This window comes from Mesorhizobium sp. B283B1A (genome assembly GCF_020165735.1).
GTDB classification, from domain to species: Bacteria; Pseudomonadota; Alphaproteobacteria; order Rhizobiales; family Rhizobiaceae; genus Mesorhizobium; species Mesorhizobium opportunistum.
The window spans coordinates 1-25,418 of the sequence record NZ_JAIUIQ010000019.1; the positions used below are offsets into that span (position 1 = coordinate 1).

At 63.4% G+C, this 25,418-nt stretch carries 22 protein-coding genes and 3 pseudogenes; 14 read left to right on the forward strand and 11 right to left on the reverse strand.

The window, feature by feature from the left end:
* Both LB577_RS17585 and LB577_RS17590 read right to left on the reverse strand, forming a co-directional pair.
* Positions 1-98 (reverse strand): annotated as a pseudogene (locus LB577_RS17585) (transcription elongation factor GreA); the annotation flags it as partial.
* A 21-nt stretch (positions 99-119) separates the two neighbouring features.
* Positions 120-659 (reverse strand): tetratricopeptide repeat protein, encoded by a 540-nt coding sequence (locus LB577_RS17590; protein WP_224687664.1) that lies wholly within the window; start codon positions 657-659, stop codon positions 120-122.
* A gap of 142 nt (positions 660-801) precedes the next feature.
* Here LB577_RS17590 and LB577_RS17595 point away from each other — a divergent pair, with 142 nt between their 5' ends.
* The 3 genes from LB577_RS17595 (at position 802) to LB577_RS17605 (ending at position 3,419) form a co-directional block, all read left to right on the forward strand.
* Positions 802-1,227 carry a DUF3775 domain-containing protein gene (locus tag LB577_RS17595; protein ID WP_224687665.1) on the forward strand — a complete coding sequence of 142 codons (426 nt, stop codon included), beginning with the start codon at positions 802-804 and terminating at the stop codon, positions 1,225-1,227.
* 198 nt (positions 1,228-1,425) lie between these two features.
* Positions 1,426-2,496 carry an extensin family protein gene (locus LB577_RS17600; protein ID WP_224687753.1) on the forward strand — a complete coding sequence of 357 codons (1,071 nt, stop codon included), beginning with the start codon at positions 1,426-1,428 and terminating at the stop codon, positions 2,494-2,496.
* Between the two features lie 116 nt (positions 2,497-2,612).
* Positions 2,613-3,419, forward strand: coding sequence for an extensin family protein (locus LB577_RS17605; protein ID WP_224687666.1), 807 nt, complete (start codon positions 2,613-2,615; stop codon positions 3,417-3,419).
* A gap of 108 nt (positions 3,420-3,527) precedes the next feature.
* Here LB577_RS17605 and LB577_RS17610 read toward each other — a convergent pair whose 3' ends face one another.
* Entirely contained in the window at positions 3,528-4,238 is a 711-nt protein-coding gene (locus LB577_RS17610; protein ID WP_224687667.1) for a gamma-glutamylcyclotransferase, read from the reverse strand.
* A 110-nt stretch (positions 4,239-4,348) separates the two neighbouring features.
* Here LB577_RS17610 and LB577_RS17615 point away from each other — a divergent pair.
* Positions 4,349-5,055: pseudogene (locus LB577_RS17615) on the forward strand (LssY C-terminal domain-containing protein).
* Between the two features lie 160 nt (positions 5,056-5,215).
* Positions 5,216-6,526 (forward strand): hemolysin family protein, encoded by a 1,311-nt coding sequence (locus LB577_RS17620; RefSeq protein WP_224687668.1) that lies wholly within the window; start codon positions 5,216-5,218, stop codon positions 6,524-6,526.
* A gap of 3 nt (positions 6,527-6,529) precedes the next feature.
* Here the strand turns inward: LB577_RS17620 and LB577_RS17625 are convergent, their stop codons facing one another.
* From LB577_RS17625 to LB577_RS17640, 4 genes are all read right to left on the reverse strand, one after another.
* Positions 6,530-7,849 (reverse strand): HlyD family type I secretion periplasmic adaptor subunit, encoded by a 1,320-nt coding sequence (locus LB577_RS17625; RefSeq protein ID WP_224687669.1) that lies wholly within the window; start codon positions 7,847-7,849, stop codon positions 6,530-6,532.
* 2 nt (positions 7,850-7,851) lie between these two features.
* The gene (locus LB577_RS17630; RefSeq protein ID WP_224687670.1) at positions 7,852-9,630 is read right to left on the reverse strand and encodes a type I secretion system permease/ATPase; all 1,779 of its coding nucleotides are present in this window, start codon (positions 9,628-9,630) and stop codon (positions 7,852-7,854) included.
* A gap of 35 nt (positions 9,631-9,665) precedes the next feature.
* On the reverse strand, positions 9,666-11,141 hold the full coding sequence (locus LB577_RS17635; RefSeq protein ID WP_224687671.1) for a family 16 glycosylhydrolase: 1,476 nt from the start codon (positions 11,139-11,141) through the stop codon (positions 9,666-9,668).
* Positions 11,142-11,562: 421 nt separating this feature from the next.
* On the reverse strand, positions 11,563-12,441 hold the full coding sequence (locus tag LB577_RS17640) for a DMT family transporter (protein WP_224687754.1): 879 nt from the start codon (positions 12,439-12,441) through the stop codon (positions 11,563-11,565).
* Positions 12,442-12,685: 244 nt separating this feature from the next.
* Here LB577_RS17640 and LB577_RS17645 point away from each other — a divergent pair.
* Together LB577_RS17645 and LB577_RS17650 are read left to right on the forward strand one after the other, a co-directional pair.
* Positions 12,686-13,134, forward strand: a pseudogene (locus LB577_RS17645) (winged helix-turn-helix transcriptional regulator).
* Positions 13,135-13,259: 125 nt separating this feature from the next.
* Positions 13,260-13,982 carry an MBL fold metallo-hydrolase gene (locus LB577_RS17650; protein ID WP_224687755.1) on the forward strand — a complete coding sequence of 241 codons (723 nt, stop codon included), beginning with the start codon at positions 13,260-13,262 and terminating at the stop codon, positions 13,980-13,982.
* A 58-nt stretch (positions 13,983-14,040) separates the two neighbouring features.
* Here the strand turns inward: LB577_RS17650 and LB577_RS17655 are convergent, their stop codons facing one another.
* Positions 14,041-14,646, reverse strand: a complete 606-nt coding sequence (locus tag LB577_RS17655) for an NADPH-dependent FMN reductase (protein WP_224687672.1) — start codon at positions 14,644-14,646, stop codon at positions 14,041-14,043.
* Positions 14,647-14,736: 90 nt separating this feature from the next.
* On the opposite strand from LB577_RS17655, the gene LB577_RS17660 reads away from it, so the two are divergent.
* Positions 14,737-15,105, forward strand: coding sequence for a winged helix-turn-helix transcriptional regulator (locus LB577_RS17660; protein ID WP_224687673.1), 369 nt, complete (start codon positions 14,737-14,739; stop codon positions 15,103-15,105).
* 487 nt (positions 15,106-15,592) lie between these two features.
* Here LB577_RS17660 and LB577_RS17665 read toward each other — a convergent pair whose 3' ends face one another.
* A complete protein-coding gene (locus tag LB577_RS17665) occupies positions 15,593-15,988 on the reverse strand; it encodes an acyl-CoA thioesterase (RefSeq protein WP_013893544.1) in 396 nt (131 codons plus the stop codon).
* A 350-nt stretch (positions 15,989-16,338) separates the two neighbouring features.
* The gene (locus LB577_RS17670) at positions 16,339-17,280 is read right to left on the reverse strand and encodes a phosphoribosylaminoimidazolesuccinocarboxamide synthase (protein ID WP_224687674.1); all 942 of its coding nucleotides are present in this window, start codon (positions 17,278-17,280) and stop codon (positions 16,339-16,341) included.
* A 203-nt stretch (positions 17,281-17,483) separates the two neighbouring features.
* Between LB577_RS17670 and LB577_RS17675 the strand changes: the two genes are divergently transcribed.
* The 3 genes from LB577_RS17675 to LB577_RS17685 are packed head-to-tail and all read left to right on the forward strand — an operon-like array spanning position 17,484 to position 21,225.
* On the forward strand, positions 17,484-19,100 hold the full coding sequence (locus LB577_RS17675; RefSeq protein ID WP_224687675.1) for a GMC family oxidoreductase: 1,617 nt from the start codon (positions 17,484-17,486) through the stop codon (positions 19,098-19,100).
* A complete protein-coding gene (locus LB577_RS17680) occupies positions 19,097-20,311 on the forward strand; it encodes a mandelate racemase/muconate lactonizing enzyme family protein (RefSeq protein WP_224687676.1) in 1,215 nt (404 codons plus the stop codon). Before LB577_RS17675 ends, LB577_RS17680 begins: the two co-directional genes overlap by 4 nt.
* Positions 20,308-21,225 carry an NAD(P)-dependent oxidoreductase gene (locus LB577_RS17685; RefSeq protein WP_224687677.1) on the forward strand — a complete coding sequence of 306 codons (918 nt, stop codon included), beginning with the start codon at positions 20,308-20,310 and terminating at the stop codon, positions 21,223-21,225. The genes LB577_RS17680 and LB577_RS17685 overlap by 4 nt, the downstream gene beginning before the upstream one ends.
* Positions 21,226-21,318: 93 nt before the next feature.
* On the opposite strand, the gene LB577_RS17690 is transcribed toward LB577_RS17685, so the two are convergent.
* Positions 21,319-22,257, reverse strand: a complete 939-nt coding sequence (locus LB577_RS17690) for a diacylglycerol/lipid kinase family protein (RefSeq protein ID WP_224687678.1) — start codon at positions 22,255-22,257, stop codon at positions 21,319-21,321.
* 797 nt (positions 22,258-23,054) lie between these two features.
* On the opposite strand from LB577_RS17690, the gene LB577_RS17695 reads away from it, so the two are divergent.
* The 3 genes from LB577_RS17695 to LB577_RS17705 all read left to right on the forward strand — a co-directional run bounded on the left by LB577_RS17695 (position 23,055) and on the right by LB577_RS17705 (position 25,371).
* On the forward strand, positions 23,055-23,489 hold the full coding sequence (locus LB577_RS17695; protein ID WP_224687679.1) for a hypothetical protein: 435 nt from the start codon (positions 23,055-23,057) through the stop codon (positions 23,487-23,489).
* Between the two features lie 6 nt (positions 23,490-23,495).
* Entirely contained in the window at positions 23,496-24,626 is a 1,131-nt protein-coding gene (locus LB577_RS17700) for a hypothetical protein (RefSeq protein WP_224687680.1), read from the forward strand.
* Positions 24,627-24,849: 223 nt separating this feature from the next.
* Positions 24,850-25,371, forward strand: a complete 522-nt coding sequence (locus tag LB577_RS17705; RefSeq protein WP_023767561.1) for a hypothetical protein — start codon at positions 24,850-24,852, stop codon at positions 25,369-25,371.
* The last annotated feature ends 47 nt before the right edge of the window (positions 25,372-25,418 follow it).

Here is a 25,418-nt window from a genome sequence, read left to right on the forward strand (position 1 = left end):
AGGCTCTGTGCCTCTTTTGCGGCATGATATTCGGCATTTTCGGACAGGTCGCCATGCGAGCGCGCTTCGGAGATCGCATCGATGATGCGCGCCCGCTTCGAGGATTGGCTGGAGCGTGGTCAGCTCCGCATGAAATGGTCGATCTGCTCGGCCAGCATGCCGTATTCGCGCGAGCCCTTGCCGGTGCGTTTCTCGATCTCCGCCAGCTGCTGCTGAGCGCCGGCCAGGTCGCCAATCTGCAGATGTGCCTCGCCGAGATATTCGCGCACCAGCGTGTAGTTCGGGTCGATGCGCAGCGCTTCCTCGTAATAGCCGAGGCCGACGGTGACGCGTCCGGAATGGCGGTGCGAATAGCCGAGATAGTTGAGGATGCGCGGATCCTGCTTGTTGGCGGCGAGGCTGAGCACGGCGATCGCCTCGTCATAGCGCCCGGCCATAGCCAGCGCATGGCCCGCATCATAGATGCTGTCGTCGTCCAGCATGCCTTCCTGGGGGGCGACACACTTTTTCTTTTTCTTGTCCCAGACTTCGCCCTTCTTGCACTTGGTAACTGTCTGGTCGGTATTCGTGGTGTCGCTGCCGGCGGCGACCACCGGAACAGCCATGAACTGCAGGGCGAGAAGCGCGCCCGCCGCCTGGATCAGCACTCTTCTATGCATCGAAGCCTCCTGGAGGGGTGAGAATACAACACTAACGCCAAGCGCTCCGCGTTTCATCCCGGAAAAGCATGCGTGGAGAACATGAGGTGACGGATGCCGCAAATCCGCTATCATCCGGGCAAACGACTGACGGAGACGGCCCGTGCAGCGGCGGCTTGAAAAGGACTGGGACCTTACGATCGGCCCCGACACCGTGCGCCTGTTCATCCTCAAGGCCAAGGCGCTGAGCGCGGCCGTCAACGAGGATTATGCCGACGGCGCCGAGCACGAGATCGAGTTCGACGGCGGCACCCACGACAATCATCATCATGATGGCCTTGCCGAGGAAAGTTCGGAAAACCTGACCGAAGAGGAATTTCGCGAGCTGATCAACGACCTCAATGTCGACGAGGCGGCCGAACTGATCGCGCTGGCCTGGGTCGGCCGCGGCGACTATGACGCGGCGGAATGGTCCGATGCCGTGACGGCGGCGCGCGAACGCGCCAACAAGCGCACGGCGAAATACCTGCTCGGCATGCCGCTGCTCGCCGATTGGCTGGAGGAAGGCCTCGAAGCAATTGGCGCGTAACGGCGCGGTTACCGATTGTGATCGGGGGAAAGCGCCTTCCAGGCAACTTCGGCATGCCGGCGCCGTTTCGAAGCGATGGCAACGCTGAGCTTTTCCCTGTTTCGCAGACTGGCGTTGCCGTTAATGGCCGCCGCCTTGCTGGTGACCCCGGCCGACGCCAAGCATCGTCACAGGCATCACGGACGACCGGCACCACGGGTGGAACAGCCGCTGACACCGCGTGCCGACCAGCCGCTGGCACCCCGGGCAAGGCAGCGCCTGAAATCACGGGGCAAGCGGCACATCACCCTGGACCACATCACCCCGGACCATATCACTCCGGACAAGGCACAACAGAAGGCGCAGGACCGGGAGACCTCGCCTGCCGATGTTCCGGTGCCTGAACCGCGTCCCGCGGACGCGCCGAAGACCGATGCCGCAACAAGGAAGGAACAAAAGGCGGACGTGCCAAAGGCCTCCGGAGCGGTGGATCGGTTCAATGAAGAAAAATCCCATCAGGAGAAGCAGGCGCGTCCCGGACCGCCAGCCTCAGAGCCATCCGCCGATACGGAAAACGAGCCGGCGCCGCCGGCCGAGGTCCCGGTCCCGACACAAAGGCCCGACACCGCCGAACCAGGGGCTCAGCCGCCTGATGTCGCGCCGAGGCCGCCTGAAAAACCAGCGGATGCCGGCGACGAGAAGATGCTCCCCGACCCGCGCTCTGCCGATCTGCCCGACGCGAAAATGCCGGCGGAGGAAGTCGCTTGCCGCGAGCGGTTGAAGGCGCTCGGCGTCGAATTCGAGGAGCACAAAGCGGAAAGCAATCCCGAAATCGGCTGCTCGATCCCCTATCCCCTGATGCTGAAGAGCCTGGGCAAGTCGATTGCGATTGCCCCCGGCACCGAGCTCAACTGCCCGATGGCCGAGGCGGCCGCCCGGTTTGCCGCGGACGTCGTCCAGCCAGCTGCAAAGGCCGAATTCGGCGCCGACTTGAAATCGATCAGCCAGGCGTCGGCCTTTGTCTGCCGTCCCCGCAACGGCACAAGGAAACTCTCGGAGCACGCTTTCGGCAATGCGATCGACATCGCCAGCTTCACCTTGTCGGACGGCAAGAAGATCGAGGTCGGGCCGGCGCCGCCGGAAAAGGATGCAAAATTCCTCGACACCGTGCGCAAGGCCGCCTGCGGTCCGTTCAAGACCGTGCTCGGACCCGGCGCCGATGCCGACCACGCCTTGCATTTCCATCTCGATCTCGAACCGCGCCGCCATGGCGGCACGTTCTGCCAGTAAACGCGGCTGTTGCAGGATCGCCGCCGCAATTCGGCCGCAGACATGAACGCGGTCGCTGAGTTTTCCTTTACCCTTGATCGTTAAAATGCCGGATATCCAGAAGTGGGATCCTGCAAATGGCCGGCAAATTTCGCGCCGTGTTTTTCGCCACCGCGCGCCGATCGAAACCCGTGATGCTGCTGGCCGCCGGCCTCACCCTCGCGGCCATTTCGGCCTGCAACACCGGCAGTGTGCTGTCGCTGCAGCCGGCCGTCGATGTCGGCTCGCAGACGGCGGCCGTACCGCAATACACAGGCATGCAGACGCTTGTCCCTTCCAATCCCTACATGACGCAGGCCGCCTATCCGCGCATGGACGAGCCGATGTCGCCGGTCGAGCAAGTCCCGGCCAGCGAGATCGACTGCCGCCAGCAGCTGAAGCGCCTCGATGTCGCCTACACCGACCTTGCACCGATCCATGAAGGCCAGTGCGGCATCGATTACCCGGTCAAGGTCACGGCCATCGGCAACATTCAGATGAAACCCGCCGCGACCCTGACCTGCGACATGGCCGCCACCTTTGCCGCCTGGACGAAGAACGAACTCGTTCCTTCCGCGCGCTGGCGCTACTTCTCCGGCGTCAGGACTATCCACCAGGGCTCCAGCTATTCCTGCCGCAACATCGCCGGCGAAGGCGTGCTGTCCGAGCACGGCAAGGGCAACGCGCTCGATGTCATGAGCATCGAGCTCAACAATGGCGACGACATCGACGTGCGAAAGCCCGGCCTGTTCGCCTTCCGCACCCGCGGCTTCCTCAACAATGTGCGCGCCGACGGCTGCCAGTATTTCACCACCGTGCTCGGCCCCGGCTACAATTACGACCACCGCAACCATTTCCATTTCGACATCAAGAACCGCAAGAACGGTTATCGCGCCTGCCGCTAATGCATGTCCTAGAAGTGACCTCGGTTTCGGGGGCGCGACATGCGTAAAAACAAGGACTTAAAGCGCGTCGCATGAATCCGTTTCAGCGGAACGCGCTTTAGGAAAAGGTCAAGCGTCACCGGTGGATGCGATAATTTGCCGTGCCACCAGATCCTGGATGCGCCACAGATTCCTGTCGCGAATACCGCTTTCCTCCAGCTTGCTGACAGTCCGGAACAGATACTGCGCCGACGAGCCCCAGTGTCCGGCGGCTCGCGCCAGCGTGTCCGCGACCTGCTCCAACGGCAACCGTCCGGCATAGGCCTTGCCATCCGGCGCGGCGACGAAAGCCAGAGCGCGCAGCGGACCCTCCTTGGTCTTGACCTTGATCCAGCAAGGCACGTTGGTTGGCGGATTGGCATCGATCTCGCGGCGCATAAGCTGGCCGAGTTGCCCGAAATGATCTTCCGCGGGCAGTCGATAGACAATGCCGTTGCAACTGCCGCCGCGATCGAGCGCCAACATCAGGGCCGGCAATTGGCGCGTTCCGCGCCAGCGGGTTAACTTCAGGCAGAACGAGCGGTGCCATCCAGGCGCTGTCGCCGGGCGCTGCTCGACAGGAACGAATTCGGGATTCCAGATCAACGAACCATAGGCAAAGACCCACAGCGTTTCGGGTCGATATTCGGCAAGCAGTCGCTCGACCAACCCATCGAACTCCGCATCGGTGTGCTCGGTTGTTCCAGACTCAGGGCCGGGATCCGGTTCGATACGCTCGACCCTGACGACAAGATCGGCGGTCAACGCCATCGATCTCCGGCGCGTCGGCTTCCGCTTCATTCCAGCCCCCTGAAAAATGATGGCTGACGATAGACCGGCTGCTCATCTGTGGCCATTGATTTCCAAAAGACCGTCAGGCAACAGATACCCCCACGGATCGAGCCTCCTTCATGAGCCAACGAAGCCTCCAGCGACGCATTGCGATCTGGGTAGCGGCCCTGCTGGCCGCCTGGCTGGCGCTCGCCTATGTCGCCGCACCGGAATTCTGGACATTTCGGGAGCGCGGTTTTCGCAACCAGCGCTTCGAAATGGTGACGCACACGCCGCAAGGCATTCCCGGCGACCCGATCAATAGCGGCCTTGTCGGTACCAAGAAGGAGGTCGTCCACGCCTTCGCCCTCGCCGGCTGGGACACCGCTGATGCGATCACCCTGAGAACCGCCATCGACATCGGCGAAAGTGTCCTGTTTTCCCGCCCTATCCCGATGCGCCGATGAGCCGCCTGCTGTTCGAAGGCCGCGCCCAGGATCTCGCTTTCGAAAAGCCCGTCGGAGACAGCGCCGACCGGCGCCACCATGTCCGCTTCTGGCAGACGGATACGGTCGGCGACGATGGCCGTCCGCTTTGGCTGGGCTCCGCCAGCTTCGATCGCGGCGTGGGGCTCAGCCACGACACCGGCGCCATCACCCACCATATCGGCCCCGACATCGACGCCGAGCGCGATTTTCTCATCGGCGACCTGCGCGCCGCCGGCGAGTTGATCTCGACCAGCGAACTGGCAGGCATCGGCGCCACCAAAACCGGCCGCAATGGCGGCGGCGACCCCTATTTCACCGACGGCAAGGCGATCATCGGCGTGCTGAAGCAACTGCCTTGAAATCATGCATACCTAGACCGGTTGGCCCGGGATCGGACTGAAAATCGCGGCGTGTCTTCGATGTCGCTGCGGGACCGCCGCCCAAGAGCCGTGACCGTCATCTTCCAAAAATCATGAAGGACTATTTTCGAGCGGCCCGCCGCAATGCTATTGAGCCCTCATGCTATACGTTGAAATTGCTATCGTGGTCGTCCTCATCTGCGTGAACGGCCTTTTGTCGATGTCCGAACTCGCCATCGTTTCATCCCGCCCCGCCCGGCTGAAGACGATGATCGACCGTGAGGTCAAAGGCGCCGGCCGCGCCCTGGCGCTCGGCTCCAATCCCGGCAAGTTCCTGTCCTCGGTGCAGATCGGCATCACCTTGGTCGGCGTGCTGTCGGGCGCGTTTTCCGGCGCCACGCTGGGCGAACGGCTGGCGCAGTTCCTGGCCTCGACCGGCATGAGGGAGACCGTCGCTGATCCGCTCGGCGTCGGCATCGTGGTTGCCATCATCACCTATTTCTCGTTGATCGTCGGCGAACTGGTGCCCAAGCAGATCGCGCTGCGCGATCCCGAGCGGGTTGCCGCCAGGGCGGCGCCGGCGATGACCATCCTTGCCACGGTGTCGGCGCCGCTGGTCTTCCTGCTCGACATTTCCGGCCGCGCCATCCTGTGGCTGCTCGGCCAGCGTGGCGAAAGCGAGGAGAAGGTCACCGACGAGGAGATAAAGATGCTGGTCGCCGAGGCCGAGCACCACGGCACCATCGAATCCGACGAGCGGCGCATGATCGCTGGCGTCATGCGGCTTGGCGACCGCGCCGTGCGCGCGGTGATGACGCCGCGCACCGAGGTCGACTGGATCAATCTGCAATCCGATGAGGCAGCCATCCGCAAGCTGCTGGTCGAGACCCAGCATTCGCGCCTGCCGGCGGGCGACGGCGGCGTCGATGTCATGGTCGGCGTCGTCCAGACGCGTGACGTGCTCGCCGCGATCCTGGCCGGCCGCACGCTCGACCCGCGCAAGCACGTGCGCGCCGCGCCCATCGTCTACGATCAGGCCGATGCGCTTGACGTGCTGCAGAAGCTCAAGGAATCCGACGTGCCGATGGCGCTGGTGCATGACGAATACGGCCATTTCGAAGGCATCGTCACCCCTGCCGATATCCTGGAGGCCATCACCGGCGTGTTCCGCGCGGACCTCGACGCCGGTGACGAGGAAAACGCCGTCAAGCGCGAGGACGGCTCATGGCTGCTCGCCGGCTATATGCAGGCCGACGAGATGGCCGAGGTTCTCGGCATCGACCTGCCCGAAAACCGCGACTACGAGACCGTCGCCGGCTATGTCCTGTCGCACATGCACCATTTGCCGGCGACCGGCGAATGCGTCGATGCTCAGGGATGGCGCTTCGAAGTGGTCGACCTCGACGGCCGCCGCATCGACAAGCTGATCGCCACCCGCCTGCCTGGCGGCCACCGCGAAGCGGTGCGCTGACAGTTAGCGCTCCGCGAAGGCGCGAGCAAAGGAATCGAGCATCGGTCGCGCCAGATACTCCAAGAATGTCCGGTCGCCCGTGTTGATGAACGCCTCGACCGGCGTCCCTGGATAAAGCTGCTCGGGCTTGACGCCGGACGGCAGCTCGGCGGCAATCTTCAGCCTGGCGCGGAAATAGGGCTCGTGCGTAGCCTGATCGATGAGCCGGTCCGCGGAAATTTGTGTCACGGTGGCTGAAACCTCCGGGGTAAGCCGCGTGTTCAAGGCGGACAATCGCAGCTTCGCCGGCTGGCCGACACGGACCTGATCGATGTCGTTCGGCCGCAGCCTTGCATCGACGATCAGGCCCGGTGCCGTGGGCAGAATCTCCATGATCTTTTCGCCGGGGCCAATCACGCTGCCCTTTGAATTATAGGTTGACGACACCACGATGCCCGCCGCCGGTGCCTTGATCGTCGTTCGCCGCAGCACCGCCTCGGCCGCCCTGATCTGTTCCTTGATGTCGGCAAGGTTGGAGCGAACGTCGTCCAGCTTCGTCAGCGCCTCCTCGACGCGCTGCGTGGCGAGGTGCTCGGTCTGTTCCTGGGCCTCGACGATCTGGGTGTTGGCCGTCGCAAGATAGGCTTCCAGCGCCCCGGCTTGCCCGACAAGGTCGGCTTCACTGCGCAAAAGCTGGGAGTATTCGCTACGATTGGTGAGGCCTCTGTCCAGCAGGCCGGTCTTGATGCCGAGTTCCTTCTTCACCACGTCCGCCTGTTGCTGAATGGCCTGTTTCTGGGCCTGCAATCCCACGACCGACTGGCGATGCATGGCGACCCGTTGGACAAGGATCGATTGTTCGGATCGAAACCGGGCGAGCCTGGCGTCGAATTCCTTCTGCTGTTCTTCAACCAGCGTCTCGAAATCGTGCTGGAACGGTGCTGGCGCCGTTTCGGTGATTGGCGCCAGCCGGTCCAACCCGTCGCGTTCCGCCTCCAGCCGCGCCGCGCTCGCCCTGAGCGCGATCGACTGTCGCGTCAACCGGTTGAGCTCGGCCCGCGCGGCTGTTGGATCCAGCACGATCAGATCCTGGGCCTGTTGCACGCGATCGCCTTCATGGACCAGCAATTCCTGGATGATGCCGCCCTCGGGATGCTGGATCAGGATGTTTCCGCCCGTCGCCGAGATCGTTCCTCGCGTGATCACCGCCCCCGACAAGGGCGCCGCGACGGCCCAATAGCCGAAGCAACCCACCAACAGCGCTATTGCCGCGTAACCGGCGGATGCCACGCGCCTTATGTCGGTGCGCGGGCTGCCTTCCCGGGCGAGGCTCTGCACCGCCATGGCTATGATCCAAAACGGGTGTTATGCATGCGGATCGTCGTGGCGAACGAGCCCGTCACCACGGGATTCTGCCGGGGAATGCCTTTGCCGGCGCCTGTGCCGGCAACCGGGCTGGCGCCTGGGTTGGCCACAGACTGCCGCAACACCTCGCCACTGGGGCCGAAGGCTTCGATCACGCCGCCGCGCAAAAGCATCACGCGGTCGCAGGACGCGGCGATCGAAGGACGATGCGTGATCACGATAGTCGTGACGCCGGCCGCTTTCGCGGCGGCAAGCACCGCTTCGAGTGCGGCTTCGCCGGCGCCGTCGAGATGAGCGCTGGGCTCGTCCAACACCAGGATCCTGGGCGTGCCGTAAAAGGCGCGCGCGAGCCCGATCCGCTGGCGCTCGCCACCCGACAGCGTTCTGTCCGACGGACCTATCAATGTCTGGTAGCCGTCCCGCTGCGCCAGGATCAGTTCATGCGCCTCGGCCCGCCTTGCTGCCTCGATGATCGCGGCGTCATTTGCATCGGGGTCGAAGCGGGCGACGTTTTGGGCGATCGACCCTGGAAAGAGCTCCACCTCCTGCGCGAGGTAGCCGAGATGTTTTCCGAGCAGGCTCTCGTCCCAGGTCCTGAGTTCGGCGCCATCGATCCTGACCGCGCCGCCGGTCGGCTGGGCAGCGCCCACAAGCAACCGCGCCAGCGTCGATTTGCCGGCACCGCTCGGGCCGACGATGGCCAGCGCTTCGCCGGCGCCGATCTGGAAGTTCAGCCGCTTGAGGATGGGTTCGGTGCCGGGCTGGGCATTCGGCGCCATGAAGAAAACATCCTGCACGGAAATCGCGCCGGTCGGATCGGGCAGGATCAGCTTGCGCGCTTCAGCCGGACGCGCCGCAAGCGCCGTCTCCAGCCGTTTCCACGCTCGCCGGGCATCGGCGATCTGCCGCCAGGCGCCGATCAACTGGTCGAGCGGCTGCAGCGCCCGCGACGACACCAGCGAGGACGCGAAGATCATGCCTGCCGTCATCTGCCCCTTGAGCACAAGCCAGGCGCCGGTGCCGAGGATCGCCAGCTGCAGCATCATGCGCAGCGCCCGCGAGGCGCCGCTGAAGATCGCATTGGCACTCGAGGAACGATCATGGAAGGTGAGTGCAGCCGCGACGTAGCCTCCCCAGACCCGCGCGGCGTTCTCCACCATGCCCATGGCGCGCAGCGTCTCGGCATTGCGGGCAAAAGCCTGTTCCGCCTGGCTGGCCAAAGCCGAACGCTCCGCCGAGAAGGCGTCGTTCCTGCCGATGGCAAGCTGATTGGCCACGACCAGGAAAAGCAGAAGCGCCGCGCCGGCGACGGTCACCCAGAACAGCACCGGATGGATGAGATAGAGCAGTGCGAAGAAGACAGGAGCGAAGGGCAGGTCGAACACCACCGCCACGCCGCGCGACCTGATGAAGGCGCAGACCGAGGCAAGGTCGCGCAGCGGCGACAGGCCGCCGGCATATCTTGCGCCAAGCGAAACCGCGAATGTGCCGGCGCCCAGCTTCCGGTCGACGGTCGCCGCGACACGCTGCGTGTAAACGGCGCGGATCGCATCCAGAAGCCCGAGGAAAGCGAGCGCAAGAACCGCGATGGCCGAAAGATAGACAAGCGTCTCGACGCTCGAGGACGGCAGCACGCGATCATAGACCTGCAGCAGGTAGAGCGGGATCACCAACAGCAGGACGTTGATCAACAAAGAGAAGACGCCGACATCGGCGATGGCGCGCATGAAAACCGGACGCAGGCCGGACGGTCCAGTCATTTCGGCATTCCCCACGGCTGCATGATCCCGAGACCTCAGGCGTGGCCTCCAAAATCGGAACCGCCATGCAGTGTGCTGCTGGCGATGCTGTGCGTGGCGGTGCTGCTGTTCAGGGCGTTCGCCGGCGCATTGTCCAGCGTATAGGCGCGGATGTAGTCGATCTTCATCTCGGCCGGCGTGGCCAGGTGATCCGGAGGGGTGCCGGCAAAGCCGCCGACCGCGAGATCGGCCAGCATATACATTGGCTTGTTCATGTCCGACGGCGTCGCGGCTTCGGCGACCTGCACACCGTCATAGGTCCAGACGAGCTTGTCCGGCGTCCACAGCAGGCCATAGGTGTGGAAGCCGGCGGTATCCGAGACACTCACCGTCGAGGAGACCTTGACGTGCGTACCGGTTTCATTCGTGTGCGCCGTCATGATCAACGAGTTCGGGGCTTGGCCGGCAGTCTCCACGACATCGAGTTCCGGCGGCCACGAACCGTCTTCCGGCAGCAGCCAGAAGGCCGGCCAGGCGCCGGCGTGCTCGGGCAGGTCGGCCCGCATTTCGAAATAGCCATAGGTCTGCGAGAAGGAATCGTGGGTCGTCAGGATGCCGGAGGTGTATTCGTAATTGTTGATCAGCGGCTTGATGTCCGCCGGCGCCTGAGCCGCGGTGATGGTGAGCACGCCGTTGTTCACGCTGAACGGGTGGACGGAACTCGTCGGTGCGTAATTGGCGTCGATGTACCACTGCAGTTCGCCATTGCTGGTCAAGGTGCTGCCGTTGGGTGCCCCCCAGGAGAAGTTGGTGTCCCAGGTGCCGCCCTGGCTATTGTGAAGGTTCAGCGTGTTGAAATCGTCGCTGAAGGACAGGCTCATTCCGGACTTGTCGATCGGCAATTCGAACTGGCTGGGCTGCAGCTTGTCGATGGTCGTGTCCTTGAACTCGAGGATCTCGCCGGATCCGAGGTTCAACAGCACGTTCGATCCCGCCTGGATCATGTTTGAGTGGATGGCGTCGAACGACGTGAAGCCGTAGCCGTTAAGGCGGACAGTGTCCGTGGCGGCGAAATTCGCGATCAGGTCGCTTCCATTGCCTTTGGAGACGATGAAAGTGTCGTAGCCGCCGCCGCCGTCGATCAGCACATCGTTTCCCGCGCCGCCGTCCAGCGTCTGGTGTCCGGCCGTGGCGGTGATGATGTTGTCCAGCCCATTCCCGAAAGCATAGTTATTGGCATGTGTGACGATGAGGTTCTCGACATTGTCGGGGAGCTTGTAGCTCATCCATGTGCTGATCGTGTCGATCCCGGCCCCAACACCCTCGGCCACCTTGTTGCCCGCCGCATAGAGGTAATAGATGTCGTCGCCCGTGCCGCCATGCATGGTGACGTTGACACCGGATGCTCCGTAGATGGAGTCGTTTCCGGAGCTGCCGTACAAGTCCGGTCCGGACCCTGCCGCCGAGAACCAGTGGTTGGAAGCACCGCTGTAGGGAAGAGGAACGCCCAAAGCGTTGACGAAAAAGCTCATCGGACAAATTCTCCTCGTGATGCCAGGCCTGCTTGAACCGCTCGACACGGGTTCGAGGCGGGTGCATCCGGACCAACGTTGCCACGCACGATATCGTTCCGGGAACTTGCCACATAGATCAACATTACATCGACTGTTCAGTGAGATTTTCTGGACTGAAAGCACAACGATCCGGGAAATGGTCTACGGACAGTAATTTGAACGGCGAAATATTTATTAAAAATTTCGCAACACGCGCCGATCTGCCTGCGACCATTCTTGATTGGTCAAACGGAAGCGCCCCTGCGTTCTGATGGGGCGTGGAATCGCCGCTCTGGAAATAATGCGTCAACGCGCCGGGCTGGCGCCGCGGGACAGGCTGATCGGCACCCGACTGCTCGGCGACCACCGCAGCAGCGCCCTAAGCGTGTCGCGGGGACCCTCAAACCGCGGCTTCGATCGGCTCGGCAAGTCTGGGATTGGAGCGTGAGGCGATCAGGCAGCTGGCCACGATAAGGCCGGCTCCCGTCAGCGTGGTCCAGGTCGCCGCCTCGTTGAAGAAGAACCAGCCGATCGCGACCGCCCAGATGAAGGCCGAATATTCCGTCGGGATCAGATATTGCGCTTCGGCGCGCGCGTAGGCCCAGCTCATCAGGAACTGGCCGGCGAGCGACAGCGCCGTCACCCCGGCCAGCGGAAGCCAGAGATTGCCCGGCAGGGCAACGGCGAGCCAGGGCGCGGCAAAGCCAAGCGTGATCGCGACGCAAAGGTTTTGGAACAGCATGATCTCGATCGGCTTGGCCACCTGGGCCTGCCGTCGCGCAAGGATCAGATTGTAGGCGTAGAACACCGTCGATGCGAGCACCGCCGCCGTGCCGAGCAGCGCATCCTTGGGATAGCTCGCCTGCCCGAATTGTCCGGCCATGATGATTATGACGCCGGCGATGCCTGCCAGCGAGGCCCAGATCGCCTGGCGCTGTATGCGTTCGCCCAAAAGCAGCGCCGCCAGCAGGAGTGCAAACAGGGGCGCGACGAAGCTGAGCCCGATCGCCTCGGCGAGCGGCAGCCTGGCAAGCCCCCAGAAGAAGGACAACAAGACGATGCCGACGACCACGGCGCGCAGCGCATGCAGCCTCAGCACGGAAAGCGTGGGCCACGAGCGCGTCCCTGCCGACCAGGCCGCGCCGGCGACCACCGTCGCCAGCATGCTGCGCCACAGCACCGTGTTGTAGACGCCCACGGCGATGACCAGCACCTTCATCGCCGCATCCATTGCCGACAGAAGGAAGATACCGAGCGCGCAGACGAGCACCGGGATCATGGGGGAAACGACGCCTGCCAGGCCGGATGACTTCACTGCGTTGCTCACGTGATGGATCGCAACCTGACATATCAGGGCAAAACGGCGGGGCCAGATGGCAGCCCCGCTCATATGGAGGTCCAACCCTTTCAGGCAGCGTCGAGGCGCGGGCGCCCCAGGCTGCACTGGCATCGGCTGCGGTTTGCCACTATCTGCGGGGCCGCGACTACACACTCTTTTGTCCCCTGCTGACCAGGAGGTGACCATGGCCAGCCCAGCCAGGAAAATGCCAATCAAAAGACTGCCGATGCTGCCGGCTGAACGGGCGCTCAAGGTAATCGCCGGGCGTTGGAAGGCGGTCATCCTCTATCACCTGTTCGATGGGCCACTGCGGCTCACCGCGTTGAAGGCAATGATGCCCGGCATCACTCAGAAAGTGCTGATCAGCAGCTGCGCGAAATGGAGGAACACGGCCTCGTCAGCCGCGAAATCTTCGCCGAAGTGCCCGCGCGCGTCGAATATTCGGCGACCAGCCTCGGCCTCAGCCTCGAGCCGATCCTGCTGGCGCTCTGCCAATGGGGCCAGCATCACGCCGACGAGCTGAACGAAACGCACCGCCTCGCCGACTGCATCATCCGGCCACGGCAGGCGCGGCACGCACACATGGCATGGATCGAATCGACAGGGCGGGTTGCCGACATTGGCTGCCCATAGCAGACTGACTGACATCTTCAGAACGGATCGGCAAAAAAATGCACCGGATAGCTTCGGGCGAACTTGCTTCGACCTACACTCTGGGTGACCTGCGCATCACCGCCCTGCGCGATGGCTATGTCGACATGCCGACCGGACGGCTCCGGCAAAACGGCGACAAGCCATTTGACGACGAATTGCCGGAACAAGTCACGCTGGTTGGTGGTCAACTCAGGCTTTCCGTCAATGCCTTCGCGATCGACGATGGACATGAGATAACTTTGATCGATACCGGCGCCTCGAATGCCTGGCACCCCACCATGGGCCGGCTTCCCCAAGCGCTGGACGAAGCCAGCATCGATGTCGGACGAATCCGCGCCGTCTGCTTCACCCATACGCATCTCGACCACATCCATGGCCTTGTGCTTGCCGACGGCCGGGATGCTTTCCCACACCTGGCGCGCCTGCTCGTTCCCAGGCAGGAACTCGGCCTGTTTCGCGCCGAAGCGCGGCTCGAACGGTTTCATGGCATGGCGCAACCATTCGAAGCCGAAGACCGCCTCGATACCCATGTTGACGTTATCGGCGCGCATGGCCACGAGGTCGGTCACAGCTGCTTTTGCGTTTCGAGCGGCGGCGAGCGCATTTTGATCTGGGGCGATACCGTTCACGTCCCATCGCTTCAGTTCGATCGGCCTGAGGTGACGTGGGAGTTCGACGACGATCAGGACCAGGCGCGCGAGAGCCGGTTGCGGCTGCTGGCGCTTGCGGCGGACAATCATTGTTTCGTTGCGGGCGCGCATCTGGACTCGCCCGGCATCGGTCGTGTCATCCGATCTGGCGGCGGCTTTCGATTTGAGCCGCTATAATTGAAAAGGGCGGCGCAAGCGCCGCCCCGTATCCTTGGGAGGATAATTCGACCGGCGATCAGGCCGCCTTGATTTCCTCGTCGACCACGTCGGCATCGCGAGCCTTCTTCAGCGCCTTGGCCCACCAGGCGACATCATTGACCAGGGCAGTGGCCGCCTGGTTCAGGTGCTCAAGCTCCTCGAGCTTCTTCTCGCCCTGGCGAACGGCGAGGAAATCGGCCCAGACGATGTGGACGGCGGACTTGACCGGCGCCATCTGCAATTCGACGGCATGCATGCGCAGCTGCTCGACAGCGCGGGCGCCGCCGACGCCACCGTAGCCGACGAAGCCGGCCGGCTTCTTGTTCCATTCGTTGGCGGCGTAGTCGATGGCGTTCTTCAGCACGGCCGTAGGGCCGTGATTGTATTCGGCGGCGGTGAAGATGAAGCCGTCATATTCGGCGACCTTCTTCTGCCAGCGCTGCGCCACCTCGTTGGTCGACGGCACCCAGGCGGACGACGCGACCTCGTCGAAGAAGGGCAGCGGGAAGTCACGCAGGTCGACGATTTCGACATCGATGTCGGCATGCGACTTGGCGATCTTGGCGATCCATTGGGTGGGCACATCGGCGAAGCGCGCGGCGCGCGTCGAACCGATGATGATGGCGATTTTCGGCTTTGACATGGGGGCTCTCCATTCCACTAAAAGCTGGTATCGTTTAGATACCGGCGCTATATGAGATACTGACAACTCAGCGCGCAAGGAGGCACCTTTTTGTTACTGAGGAACCCGCTCAACACCGAAGACTGCCGCGCCGTTTCGGAAATCCTGCAGCGCGTCGGCGACAAATGGACCGTGCTCGTGGTCGGCAAGCTTGGCAGCGGACCCTTGCGTTTCAACGAGTTGCGCGCTGCCGTCGGCGGCATTTCGCAGAAGATGCTGACCACCACCTTGCGCGGCCTGGAACGCGACGGCTTCGTCACCCGCACCGTATTCCCGACCATTCCGCCACGCGTCGACTACGAACTGACCGAACTCGGTCACGAACTGTTGATCCCGGTCAGCGCGCTTGGCGAATGGGCACGCAGGAACACGCAGCGCGTCAGGGTCGCGCGCGAAAAGTTCGACGGCGTGCATGGCTGAGACCCTTGCATGGCAAGGAGTGCGGAGTTTCGTCGTAAGCGCCATCACCTGACGACAAGCGGACTGGCGGTTCTTTAAACCAGGTCTCGCGACTTTGGATTTATGGGGCCTAAGACCACCCAAGCTGGCGCCGCTTTGGCGACGACAATCGCAATGGCAAAGTGACCATTCAGGATCTTGGCGCCTTGCCACCGCTATGCGTTGGCCCACAGATCGCGCACGTCGTGGCCGGCCCTCCGCCGCCGATATTGCCATGCAGGCAGGCGATGCGCGGAGGTGCTTGCTTGACTTCGGCATAGGCCGTTGCGCCGAGCAGGCAGGCCAACGCGACAAGAGCTCCCGCGAGCCAGCCGTTCAGCATGTGTTGACGCATTGTCTCTCCTCCAACGCCGGCACAATCGGGCGTGAAGGCAACCATCGGATGTCGCGCGGGGCACCGCCCGCACGAGCGATGTTACAATTGCCCGAGTGGGCAAACAGGCTTTCGTCAGCTCTCGGCAGGAACGGCCTTCGGCTTGCCCTCGCCATCCAGCGCCACCATGACGAAATCGGCGTGCGTCACCTTCTCCATCAGATCGGAGAGATAGCGTTGTGCCCAGGCCTCGACCTTGAGCGTCATCGAGGTGCGGCCGACGCGTTCGACATGGGTGTAGATGCACAGCGTGTCGCCGATCTTCATCGGCTTGGCGAAGGACATCTCCTTGACCGCCGCGGTCACCACGCGGCCCCGGGCGCGCTCGGCGGCGCGGATGCCGCAGGCAAGGTCCATTTGCGCCATCACCCAGCCGCCGAAAATGTCGCCGGCGGCATTGGCGTCCGAGGGCATGGCCAGCGTGCGCAGCGTCAGGTCTCCGATCGGCCGTCCGTCCGCGTACTGCACCATGGGCAGAATCCTTGTGAGGTGATGGTCATCGATCCGTATCGCCGCTGCAGGACCAGGTCAACGCGCCGCGGCTACTGTTTCCTGGCCTCGATGGACCATAGGCTAACCCTGGCATTCGCACAGTTGTGCCTGATTTTCAGCGGCTTCGGGTTTTGGGGCGGGCTTCCCCCACTCCATCTCGGCTTCGCCGAGCCATCTCTCCCCCCTCCGGAGCGAGAGGAAGGGGCCATGCCGGCCAAGCTCGCGCTCTTCCTCTACCCCGTCGATCGGGGGAGAGGTGGGGGGGGGCGCTCGACGGAGTGGGGGTCGACTGCGCTGCGTAAGACCATTCGCCAGCTGAGAGGCACCTCTTAAAAATAACCTGCAAGGTTAGCTCTGATGCGGTCCAGCACCGTGTCCCCGGACACATCGGGCACGAATTCCTTGCCGGTGATCGCCTCGTAAGCCTGCGCATAGACCTTGGAGGCCTGTTCGACGATCTCGTCCGGTATTTTGGGAACAGTATCCTTGTAGGGATCGCAGCGCGCCGCCACCCATGAGCGGATGAAATCCTTGTCGAAACTCTCCGGCCGCGTGCCATTGGCCAGCGCCTGTTCGTAGCTTCCGGCGATCCAGTACCGGCTGCTGTCGGGGGTATGGATTTCGTCAGCCAGGACGATCGTCCCGTTCTTGTCGGTGCCGAATTCATACTTCGTATCGGCGAGGATGAGGCCACGTTCGGCGGCGCGTGCCTGGCCGCGGGCAAACAGCTTCAAGGCGTAGCCTGAAACCGTATCCCACTGCGCCTCGGTGAGCAGTCCCTGGTCGAGGATTTCCGCCCTGGACAGCGGCTCGTCATGGCCGCCATCCGCCGCCTTGCTCGTCGGCGTGATGACCGGCTCGGCCAGCTTCTCATTGTCGCGCAGGCCGTCCGGCAGCCGCATGCCGTACATCTCCCTTTCGCCGCGCTTGTAGCGGGTCAGGATCGAGGTGCTGGTGGTCCCCGCCAGATAGCCGCGCACGACGATCTCGACCGGCAGGATGTCGAGCCTTGTGCCGACGACAACGTTGGGATCAGGATATTCCAGAACATGGTTCGGGCAGACATCGGCGGTTTCCTCGAACCAGTACCGCGCCGTCTGCGTCAGGATCTCTCCCTTGAACGGGATCGAGGTCAGGATGATGTCGAAGGCGCTGAGACGGTCGGTGGCAATGATGATGCGTCGCCCGTCGGCCAGGTCGTAATTTTCGCGGACCTTGCCCTTGTAGTGACCAGGCAATTCGGGAATGAAGGCATCCGACAGGGTCCGCATATGATTTCCTGCCTTCCGCAGAGTGATCGATGCCAATCGCATAAGCTGTCGACTCATGCCTATCAAGCGCGATTGTCGGGATTCCCCGCAACGCGACCTGGCATCACAGTCGCTTTTTTCACAACGCATGCCGGAAGGCACTGCGACGCGGCGAACCCGCCGCGTCTAGGCTGCGGCCAGTTTTCCGGAGCCGGCAATCTACCATGCAGATTTATGACTTCATCATCGTCGGCTCCGGCTCGGCCGGCTCGGTGCTTGCCGACAAACTGTCGGCCTCGGGCCGCTTCTCGGTGCTGGTGCTCGAAGCGGGCGGCACCGACCGCCGCTTCTACGTGCAGATGCCGCTCGGCTACGGCAAGACCTTCTTCGACCCCGCGGTCAACTGGAACTACAAGGCCGAGCCGGATCCAGGCCTTGCCGGCAATGCCGACCACTGGCCGCGCGGCAAGCTGCTCGGCGGGTCGAGCTCGATCAACGCCATGGTCTGGATCAGGGGGGCGCGCGAGGATTTCGACGATTGGCGTGCCGCCGGCAATCCCGGCTGGGGCTATGACGACCTGTTGCCGGCCTTCAAGGCGCTCGAGGACAACGAGGCCGGCGCCGACACATGGCGGGGCGCCGGCGGGCCGCTGCATGTCACCGACTGTTCAAACACCGTCCACCCGCTGACCAAGCGCTATCTCGCGGCCGGCCAGCAGGCCGGTCTGCCGCTCAATCCGGATTTCAACGGCGCTGCCCAGGAGGGCGTCGGCATCTACCAGATCTCGACCAGGAACGGCCGCCGCATGTCGGCGGCGCGCGCTTTCCTGCGACCGGCGATGAAACGTGCAAACGTCCGCGTCGAAATGAATGCACTGGCGACCCGCGTGCTGTTCGAAGGCAGGCGCGCGGTCGGCATCGAGTATCTGCGGGACGGCGAGACGAAGACGGCGCGCGCCGGCCGCGAACTCATCCTGTCCAGTGGTTCGATCAACTCGCCGCAATTGCTGCAGCTGTCCGGCGTCGGCCCGTCTGCGCTACTTGGTGGTCTTGGCATCCCGGTCGTCCACGCCAGCGAGAATGTCGGCGCCAATCTGCAGGACCATGTCGGCATCAACTACACGTTCAAGGGCAAGCTGCCGACGCTCAACCAGATCCTGCGCCCCTGGTGGGGCAAGCTTCTGGTCGGCATGCAATATATCCTGACGCGGTCGGGTCCGCTGTCGCTGTCGATGAACCATGCCGGCGGTTTCTTCCGCACCGACCCGGCGTTTTCGCGCCCCAACATGCAGCTCTATTTCCAGGCCTTCTCGACCGTCATCCCGAAAGGCGGCGAGCGTCCGATCCTGACGCCCGATCCCTGGCCGGGCTTCTCCATCGGCCTGTCCAACTGCCGCCCGTCGAGCCGTGGCGAGATCATGATCCGGTCCAGCAACCCGCTGGATTATCCAAAGATTGTCGCCAACGCCTATTCGACCAACGCCGACGTCGACGAAATGCTGGCGGCGGTGAAGTTCGTGCGCAAGATCGCCGCGATGCCGGCCATGGCCGAGATCATCGCCGAGGAGGTTTTGCCAGGCCCGTCGATCACTTCCGATGCGGATCTCATTCAGGATTTCAGGAAGCGTTCGGGCACCGTCTATCACCCGGTCTCGACCTGCCGGATGGGGCCCGATCCCGCACGCGCCGTCGTCGATCCGAGCCTCAAGGTGCACGGCATCGAAGGCCTGCGCGTCATCGATGCCTCGATCTTTCCCGACAACATCACCGGCAACACCAACGCAGCCTCCATCGTGACCGGGTGGAAGGGCGCCGAACTGGTTCTGGAGGACCACAAATGAAGATCACCGACGTCAAGACCTGGGTTGTCGGCAATCCGCCGCCCGGCATCGGCGGCAAGTACTTCATCTTCGTCAAGCTCACCACCGATGGCGGCGTGGTCGGTTATGGCGAGGCCTACAACGCCACCTTCTCCGCCCATGTCACGGCCAGGATGGTCGAAGACATGGCCGAACGCTATCTCGTTGGCCGCGATCCGCACGATATCGAGAATTTCTTCCGCCGCGCCTATTCCTCCGGCTTCACCCAGCGCCCCGACGTGTCCGGCATGGGCTGCTTCTCGGCGTTGGAAATGGCCTGCTGGGACATCATCGGCAAAGAGGCCAACAAGCCGGTCTACAAATTGCTCGGCGGCCAGGTGCACGAGACGCTGCGCTCCTACACCTATCTCTATCCGCACACCGGCAGTGTCCATTCCGAGGACGCGCCGGACGGCAAGAACGTCTATAACGACCCGGATTTGGCCGCGGCCTGCGCGCTCGAATATGTCGAGCAGGGCTTCAATGCGGTCAAGCTTGACCCGGCCGGCCCCTACACCGCCTTCGACGGCCACCAGCCGCGCCTCATCGACATCGATATCTCCACCCGCATGATCAAGGCGATCCGCGAGGCGGTCGGCAACCGCGCCGACATATTGTTCGGCACGCATGGCCAGTTCACCGCGTCGGGGGCGCTGCGCATGGCGCGCGCCATCGAACCCTATGATCCCCTATGGTTCGAGGAGCCGGTGCCGCCCGACATGCCCGAGGTGATGGCGCAGGTGGCTCGCGGCACCTCGATCCCGATCGCCACCGGCGAGCGGCTGACGACCAAGTTCGAGTTCGCCCGTGTCATCGAGAACCGCGCCGCGACCATCCTGCAGCCGGATCTCGGCCGCTCCGGCGGTATTCTCGAAACCAAGAAGATCGCCGCGATGGCCGAGGCCTACCACATCCAGATCGCGCCGCATTGCTACTGCGGCCCGATCGTCGGTGCCGCCAACATCCAGCTGGCGGTGACGCTGCCCAACTTCCTGATCCTGGAATCGCTGAAGCAGTGGGACGGTTTCCACGCCACGCTGCTCAAGAAGAAGATCGAGTGGCAGGACGGCAATGTCATCCCCTCGAAAGAGCCCGGCCTCGGCGTCGAACTCGACGAGGCGGTCTGCGATGCGCACCCCTACACCGGCAAGGACCTGCATCTGCAGATGATGCAGACGCCGCTGATGCCGTGAGCGAACGCTACGCCTTCATCGGCCTCGGTCATCTCGGCGGCAATCTTGCCGCCAGCCTGATCCGCAACGGTTTTGCCGTCATCGTGTTCGACCGCGATCCCGTCGCCGTCGAGCGTCTTGTCGCGCTCGGTGCCACCGCCGCCAGCAGCCCGGCCGAAGCAGCGGCACGGGCCGGCAATGCCATAACCTGCCTGCCCTCGCCCAAGGTCAGCGAAGCGGTGCTGGCCGGGCCTGGTGGGTTATTGGAAGGTCTGCCAAGGGGTGGCATCTGGATCGAGATGTCGACCAATGGTCGCGACGAGATCCTGCGCCTTGCCGCCCTCGCCTCGGCCAAGGGCATCGAGACATTGGAGTGCCCGGTCACCGGCGGCGTTCATCTGGCGGCCGCCGGCAAGATCACCGCGCTGGTCGGCGGCGACGCCGCCCTCTATGAGCGCCATCGACCGGCGATCGAGGCGATGTGCGCGAAGTCGTTCCTGATGGGGCCGATCGGCTCGGCGGCGGTAATCAAGGTGATCACCAACATGCTGGCCTTCATCCATCTCGTCGCCGCCGGCGAGGCGCTGATGCTGGCCAAACAAGGCGGCCTCGATCTCGCGCAGAGCTACCATGCAATCGCTGCATCCTCCGGCAACAGCTTCGTCCATGAGACCGAAAGCCAGCTCATCCTGAACGGCTCCTACGACATCGGCTTCACCATGGACCTAGCGCTGAAGGACCTCGGCTTCGCGCTTCGTATGGCCGAACAATCCGGCGTCCCGCTCGACCTCGCCACGCGCGTCAACGCGATTTTTGAGCAGGGCAAGGAAGCCTATGGCGGCGGCGCCCGGTCGACGCAGATCGTCAAATTGCTCGAGGACGCCGTCGGCACCGACCTGCGTGCGTCCGGTTTTCCGGCCAGACTGGAGCTTTGACCCGGAGGTCAAAACCAAAGCAATTTCATGAGCTTCAATTGATCGCCGGATTCGGTCTCGAAAGGAGTTGAATCAAACCCGCAACGCCTTGATTCAATATCTGAGCGTCAGCGCTCCCGGCAGTATCTCGAAAGTCGCCGGTATCCGCCCGGGCGACTCGCCGTCTATGTCGACCAGCGCGTTGTTTTCTGTCCCATCGCCGAGCGGTTCGACAACCACTTTCTTGCCGCGCAGGATGGTGATGGCCGGATGGTTGCGGTGCCTGCCGCCATAGAGCAGGCGGATGTCCCAGATCAGCTTCAGCTTGCCCGCCGCGCGCAAGATGACGATGTCGAACTCGCCATCGGTCAGTTCGGCATCCGGCGCGATCATCATGCCGCCGCCGAAGAATTTGCCGTTGGCCACCGCCACCAGCGCCATGCGCGCCTCGACCGGCGCGGCGTCGTCGACGGTGATCCTGACGTCCTGGAAGCGGTAGCGGATGAACTCGACCACGGTGCGCCACAGGAACAGCGCCTTGGCCGACATCTTGCCCTTGCGCTTGTCGGCATTGACGGCGCGGTCGGTGGCGCCGGACAGGCCAAGACTGGCGATGTTGATGAAATGGCGGCTGGCCAGCGCGCCATGGTCGTCGACGTAGCCGATACGCCCTGCATCGACCTTGCGCCCCTTCGCCTCGGCGATCCGCTTAAGCGCCGCATCCACCTGCTTCGGCAGGCCGAGCCCGCGCGCGAAATCGATGCCGGTGCCGCATGGCAGCAGACCAAGCTCGGTTGTGCGGCCGCCTTCTTCGGCCGCCTGCAGCAGGCCATCGGCCACCTCGCTCACCGTACCGTCGCCACCGGCTGCGATCACCAGGTCGAAACCGCTGGCGGCAAGGTCGATTGCCAGGCGTTCGGCATCGCCCTCGGCCTGCGTCTCGCGCAATTCGAAATCGCCGAAGTGCTTCTTCAGCGAGGCGGCGACTTGAGGCCAATGCCGTTTCAGCCGGCCGCCGCCGGCAATCGGATTGAGCACCACCCCGACTTTCAAATACGCGCCCTCCCCGTCGCCGGACATAGATGCCCGATCGTTTGCCGGCATTGAAGCCCGCGCCCGCCGGCGGAGCAAGGGGCGCTGTCGGTTCGTGCCCCAAAAAAACGGGCGGGCTGTCTAAAGCAGCCGGCATCGAAATTCCCGGGCTTGTGGAAGCGGTCCCCGATAATCCCGCTATCCACAGGCCCATGGCCATTCCCCAAAACCCTTACCCGGCGTAAGTTTAACCCATCTCAGGCGGCTACCGATCATCAAGCCGAAAGGCGAAAGTGAAAGGCGGATTTCCTGAGGCCCGTACGGCCCGGACCGAGAACAGGTTGCCTGTGCGAGAGACGGAGGCCGAGACCTACGGGGCCGCGGAAAGCGTGCCAACGCCGACGGCGGACCGATGCTGCCATGAAGGACGGCAAAAACCTTCGATGGCGCGCAGGGCAAAGCTCGCAAGGGCCAAGACCGGCGTGGTCTGGAACGGACACTGCCTTCGGGTGGTGGCTGGCAGGACCGTCAAAATCAAGGCCGGCATGGCGCGACGACTTTACGGAAGTTGCTGCCGCGACCGTGTCCTGATCTGACAGGGAGGCGCTGGGAGCAATCCCGGCGCCGACTGTCGTTCCCCTCGATATCCTTTGCCAGCGATCTTGCCGGCGCCGCTTCACCACACGCTGAAATCGGTTAGTATCGAGCAGATAGAGTCTGTTCGATACGCGCTCAGAAACTGTTTCGAAAGTTGCTCTGGCGCCATCAGATGGCCGCCGGAGTGACTTTCCAAGCAGTCTCTTGAAGGGGGATACTTCATGACGCTCGTCCAAAAGCTTGCCGTTGCCTATGCTTTCCTGTTCTTCGGCGTCGTCGCCATCGGCTACATACCGGCCTTCAACGACGCCAACGGCAATCTGTTCGGGCTGTTCTCGCTGCAATGGTACGACGACCTGCTGCACGCCTTCTCCGGCGTCTGGGCGCTGGCCGCCGCCTTCATCTCGCACCGCCAGGCGGTGTTCTATTTCAAGCTGTTCGGCTCGGTCTATCTGTTCGATGGCGTGCTCGGGCTGATCACCGGCTCCGGCTGCCTTGATGCCGGCATCTTCATCAACGGTTTCCGCTCCCTCAACGATATCGAATTTCCCGCCCGCTTCTTCGCAAACCTGCCGCACCTCGTCATTGGCGGCTTCGCCGTCTATGTCGGCTTCTGGCTGTCGAAGCGCATTTACGACCACTTCGCCACGGCCTGACCGGCCATGTTCCTGTTCCGCTGGCTGAAGCGCATCATCAAGACGATCCTTTGGCTGGTCGTCATCGTCATCCTGATCCCCATCGTCGGGCTGGCCTACGGCTTCCTGACGACGCCGTCACTCGACAAGACGCCGTTGCCCGGCATTGCCGATGGTGCACCGCCGAAGGCGCTGGCCGACAAGGTCCGCACCGAGATCCCCGGCTACCAGCGGCCGGAGGAATCGACCTTCCTCACCTACCCGGAATGGGCGATCGTCTATGCCGCGCGCGAATATGCCGGCTTCGTCGCCAACGACCAGCCGAGCGGCTTCCCCTACTGGTCCTATGTCGGCCGCTTCTGGCAGGACTACGCCATGGTGATCCGCGCCGGTTCTGCCTACAAGTTCAACTATGCCGACCACCAGATGCTGGTCATCATCGGCACCAGCCACTCGATCGAGCACATTTTGCAATGGGCCTATGAAAACACGGTCGGCCGCATCACCGAGGCGACGACGGCCAAGCGCACCGCCGCCGACATCTACCAGGCCAAGGTGGCGGCCGAATACGCCGCTTTCCTCGACCAGGTGCCGTGGTACCAGTTCCCCTATGCGCAGAAGCGCGCCGGCCTGTTTGCCATGCAGCCGGCACCGGGCGACAGTTCTATCCGCACCAGCGAACGCAAGCTCGCCTTCGGTCTCGCCGACACCATCAAGCAGGGCTATGCCGACCTGATCACCAAGGCGCTTGCCGCGACCTCCGACCCGGCCTTGCTCGACATCCACGTCTGGGCCAAGGGGCCGGTCGGCGAAGCGACGCGCAACGAGCCCGACACCTTGCTGGAACGCGACTATGGCATTGACGGCACCGTCTTCGTCACCAAGCGCTATCAGGTGTTCACCGACATGATCCCGCGCCTGATCGACAAGGGCGTCTCCTTCGTCGAGATCGGCGGCAATGACGAGATCATGGTCACCATGCTGTCGACGGATGCGATCGCCGTTCCCGAAGGCATGCGCATCCTGTTCAGCTACCCGCTGCCGGCCGATCCCTCGATGCGCCGCACCGGCATGGTCGTCGCCGTGCGCAAGCTGCACCTTGTGCTGCCGTCGCTGATCAAGGCCGGCGCGAAACTCGAACACGTCTACGATTACTGACAGGGGGACGGCGGCCGGGGCGACAGGGAACCGCGTCTCTGTTGCAGAATCGACACCCGGTTGATCTTTCGGACACCACGCCACGCTCAATCCACAATCGCGGCCAAATCCCGCCTTGTTCGCGCGCGATGAAACGCTTCCATGTCGCCCAAAGCGGAAAACGGTTTGGGACCGTGACATGGCACCTGAATCGGTTGCCGGGGCATCTCGAAGGGACAAGACCGTGATCAAGACCGCCCTTGTCGCCATGACCATCGTCGGCTGCGACTGCGACGCCAAGCTGTGCGAATATATCGGTGAGACGCCGGCCAAGTGGTCGACCATCGCGGAGTGCGAATCCGCGATGAAGAGCCAGATCCTGCACGAGCGCAATTTCAACTATCCGCTCGTCTCCGGCATCTGCCGCACGAAGGGATCGTCGTCCTCCTCGCAACTGGCGGCCATTGCATCCCGTCCGGAACTGAAGCCCGCCAGCAGGATCGTCAAAACCCAAAACCCGCTGCCGCCGGAGCTCAGCCATCGGCCGAGCGTTCCGGTCGGCTCGCCGACGACGGCCCTGGAAGCAGCAGCCGCCCGGCCTGTCGCCTATGAGCAGGTGGTCGATGGTGGCACCGGCGTGCTCTACCGCACCAAGAACGGCTACGCCGTGGTCAAGACCGATCTCGGCCGCGCCGCATCGGCGACCGCGGACGCGGCCAAACGCTCGGTGAACTGGCTGACCGGCCTGATGCCGACGGGGCTGTAGGCTCCAAACGTCGCGCTCTCCGGCGCCTTCCTCACAAGAAGTTCTGC

Excerpts from the sequence above, each read along its gene's own strand:
- LB577_RS17625 (WP_224687669.1), bottom strand. The coding sequence starts at position 7,849 with ATGGCGGTGCAGAGCCTCGCCCGGGAAGGCAGCCCGCGCACCGACATA.
- LB577_RS17620 (WP_224687668.1), top strand. The coding sequence starts at position 5,216 with ATGCTATACGTTGAAATTGCTATCGTGGTCGTCCTCATCTGCGTGAAC.
- LB577_RS17670 (WP_224687674.1), bottom strand. The coding sequence starts at position 17,280 with ATGCGGACCCTGTCGGATGCCTTCATTCCCGAATTGCCTGGTCACTAC.
- LB577_RS17630 (WP_224687670.1), bottom strand. The coding sequence starts at position 9,630 with ATGACTGGACCGTCCGGCCTGCGTCCGGTTTTCATGCGCGCCATCGCC.
- LB577_RS17700 (WP_224687680.1), top strand. The coding sequence starts at position 23,496 with ATGTTCCTGTTCCGCTGGCTGAAGCGCATCATCAAGACGATCCTTTGG.
- LB577_RS17590 (WP_224687664.1), bottom strand. The coding sequence starts at position 659 with ATGCATAGAAGAGTGCTGATCCAGGCGGCGGGCGCGCTTCTCGCCCTG.
- LB577_RS17640 (WP_224687754.1), bottom strand. The coding sequence starts at position 12,441 with ATGATCCCGGTGCTCGTCTGCGCGCTCGGTATCTTCCTTCTGTCGGCA.
- LB577_RS17675 (WP_224687675.1), top strand. The coding sequence starts at position 17,484 with ATGCAGATTTATGACTTCATCATCGTCGGCTCCGGCTCGGCCGGCTCG.
- LB577_RS17635 (WP_224687671.1), bottom strand. The coding sequence starts at position 11,141 with ATGAGCTTTTTCGTCAACGCTTTGGGCGTTCCTCTTCCCTACAGCGGT.
- LB577_RS17695 (WP_224687679.1), top strand. The coding sequence starts at position 23,055 with ATGACGCTCGTCCAAAAGCTTGCCGTTGCCTATGCTTTCCTGTTCTTC.
- LB577_RS17610 (WP_224687667.1), bottom strand. The coding sequence starts at position 4,238 with ATGAAGCGGAAGCCGACGCGCCGGAGATCGATGGCGTTGACCGCCGAT.
- LB577_RS17665 (WP_013893544.1), bottom strand. The coding sequence starts at position 15,988 with ATGGTGCAGTACGCGGACGGACGGCCGATCGGAGACCTGACGCTGCGC.
- LB577_RS17605 (WP_224687666.1), top strand. The coding sequence starts at position 2,613 with ATGGCCGGCAAATTTCGCGCCGTGTTTTTCGCCACCGCGCGCCGATCG.
- LB577_RS17655 (WP_224687672.1), bottom strand. The coding sequence starts at position 14,646 with ATGTCAAAGCCGAAAATCGCCATCATCATCGGTTCGACGCGCGCCGCG.
- LB577_RS17680 (WP_224687676.1), top strand. The coding sequence starts at position 19,097 with ATGAAGATCACCGACGTCAAGACCTGGGTTGTCGGCAATCCGCCGCCC.
- LB577_RS17650 (WP_224687755.1), top strand. The coding sequence starts at position 13,260 with ATGCCGACCGGACGGCTCCGGCAAAACGGCGACAAGCCATTTGACGAC.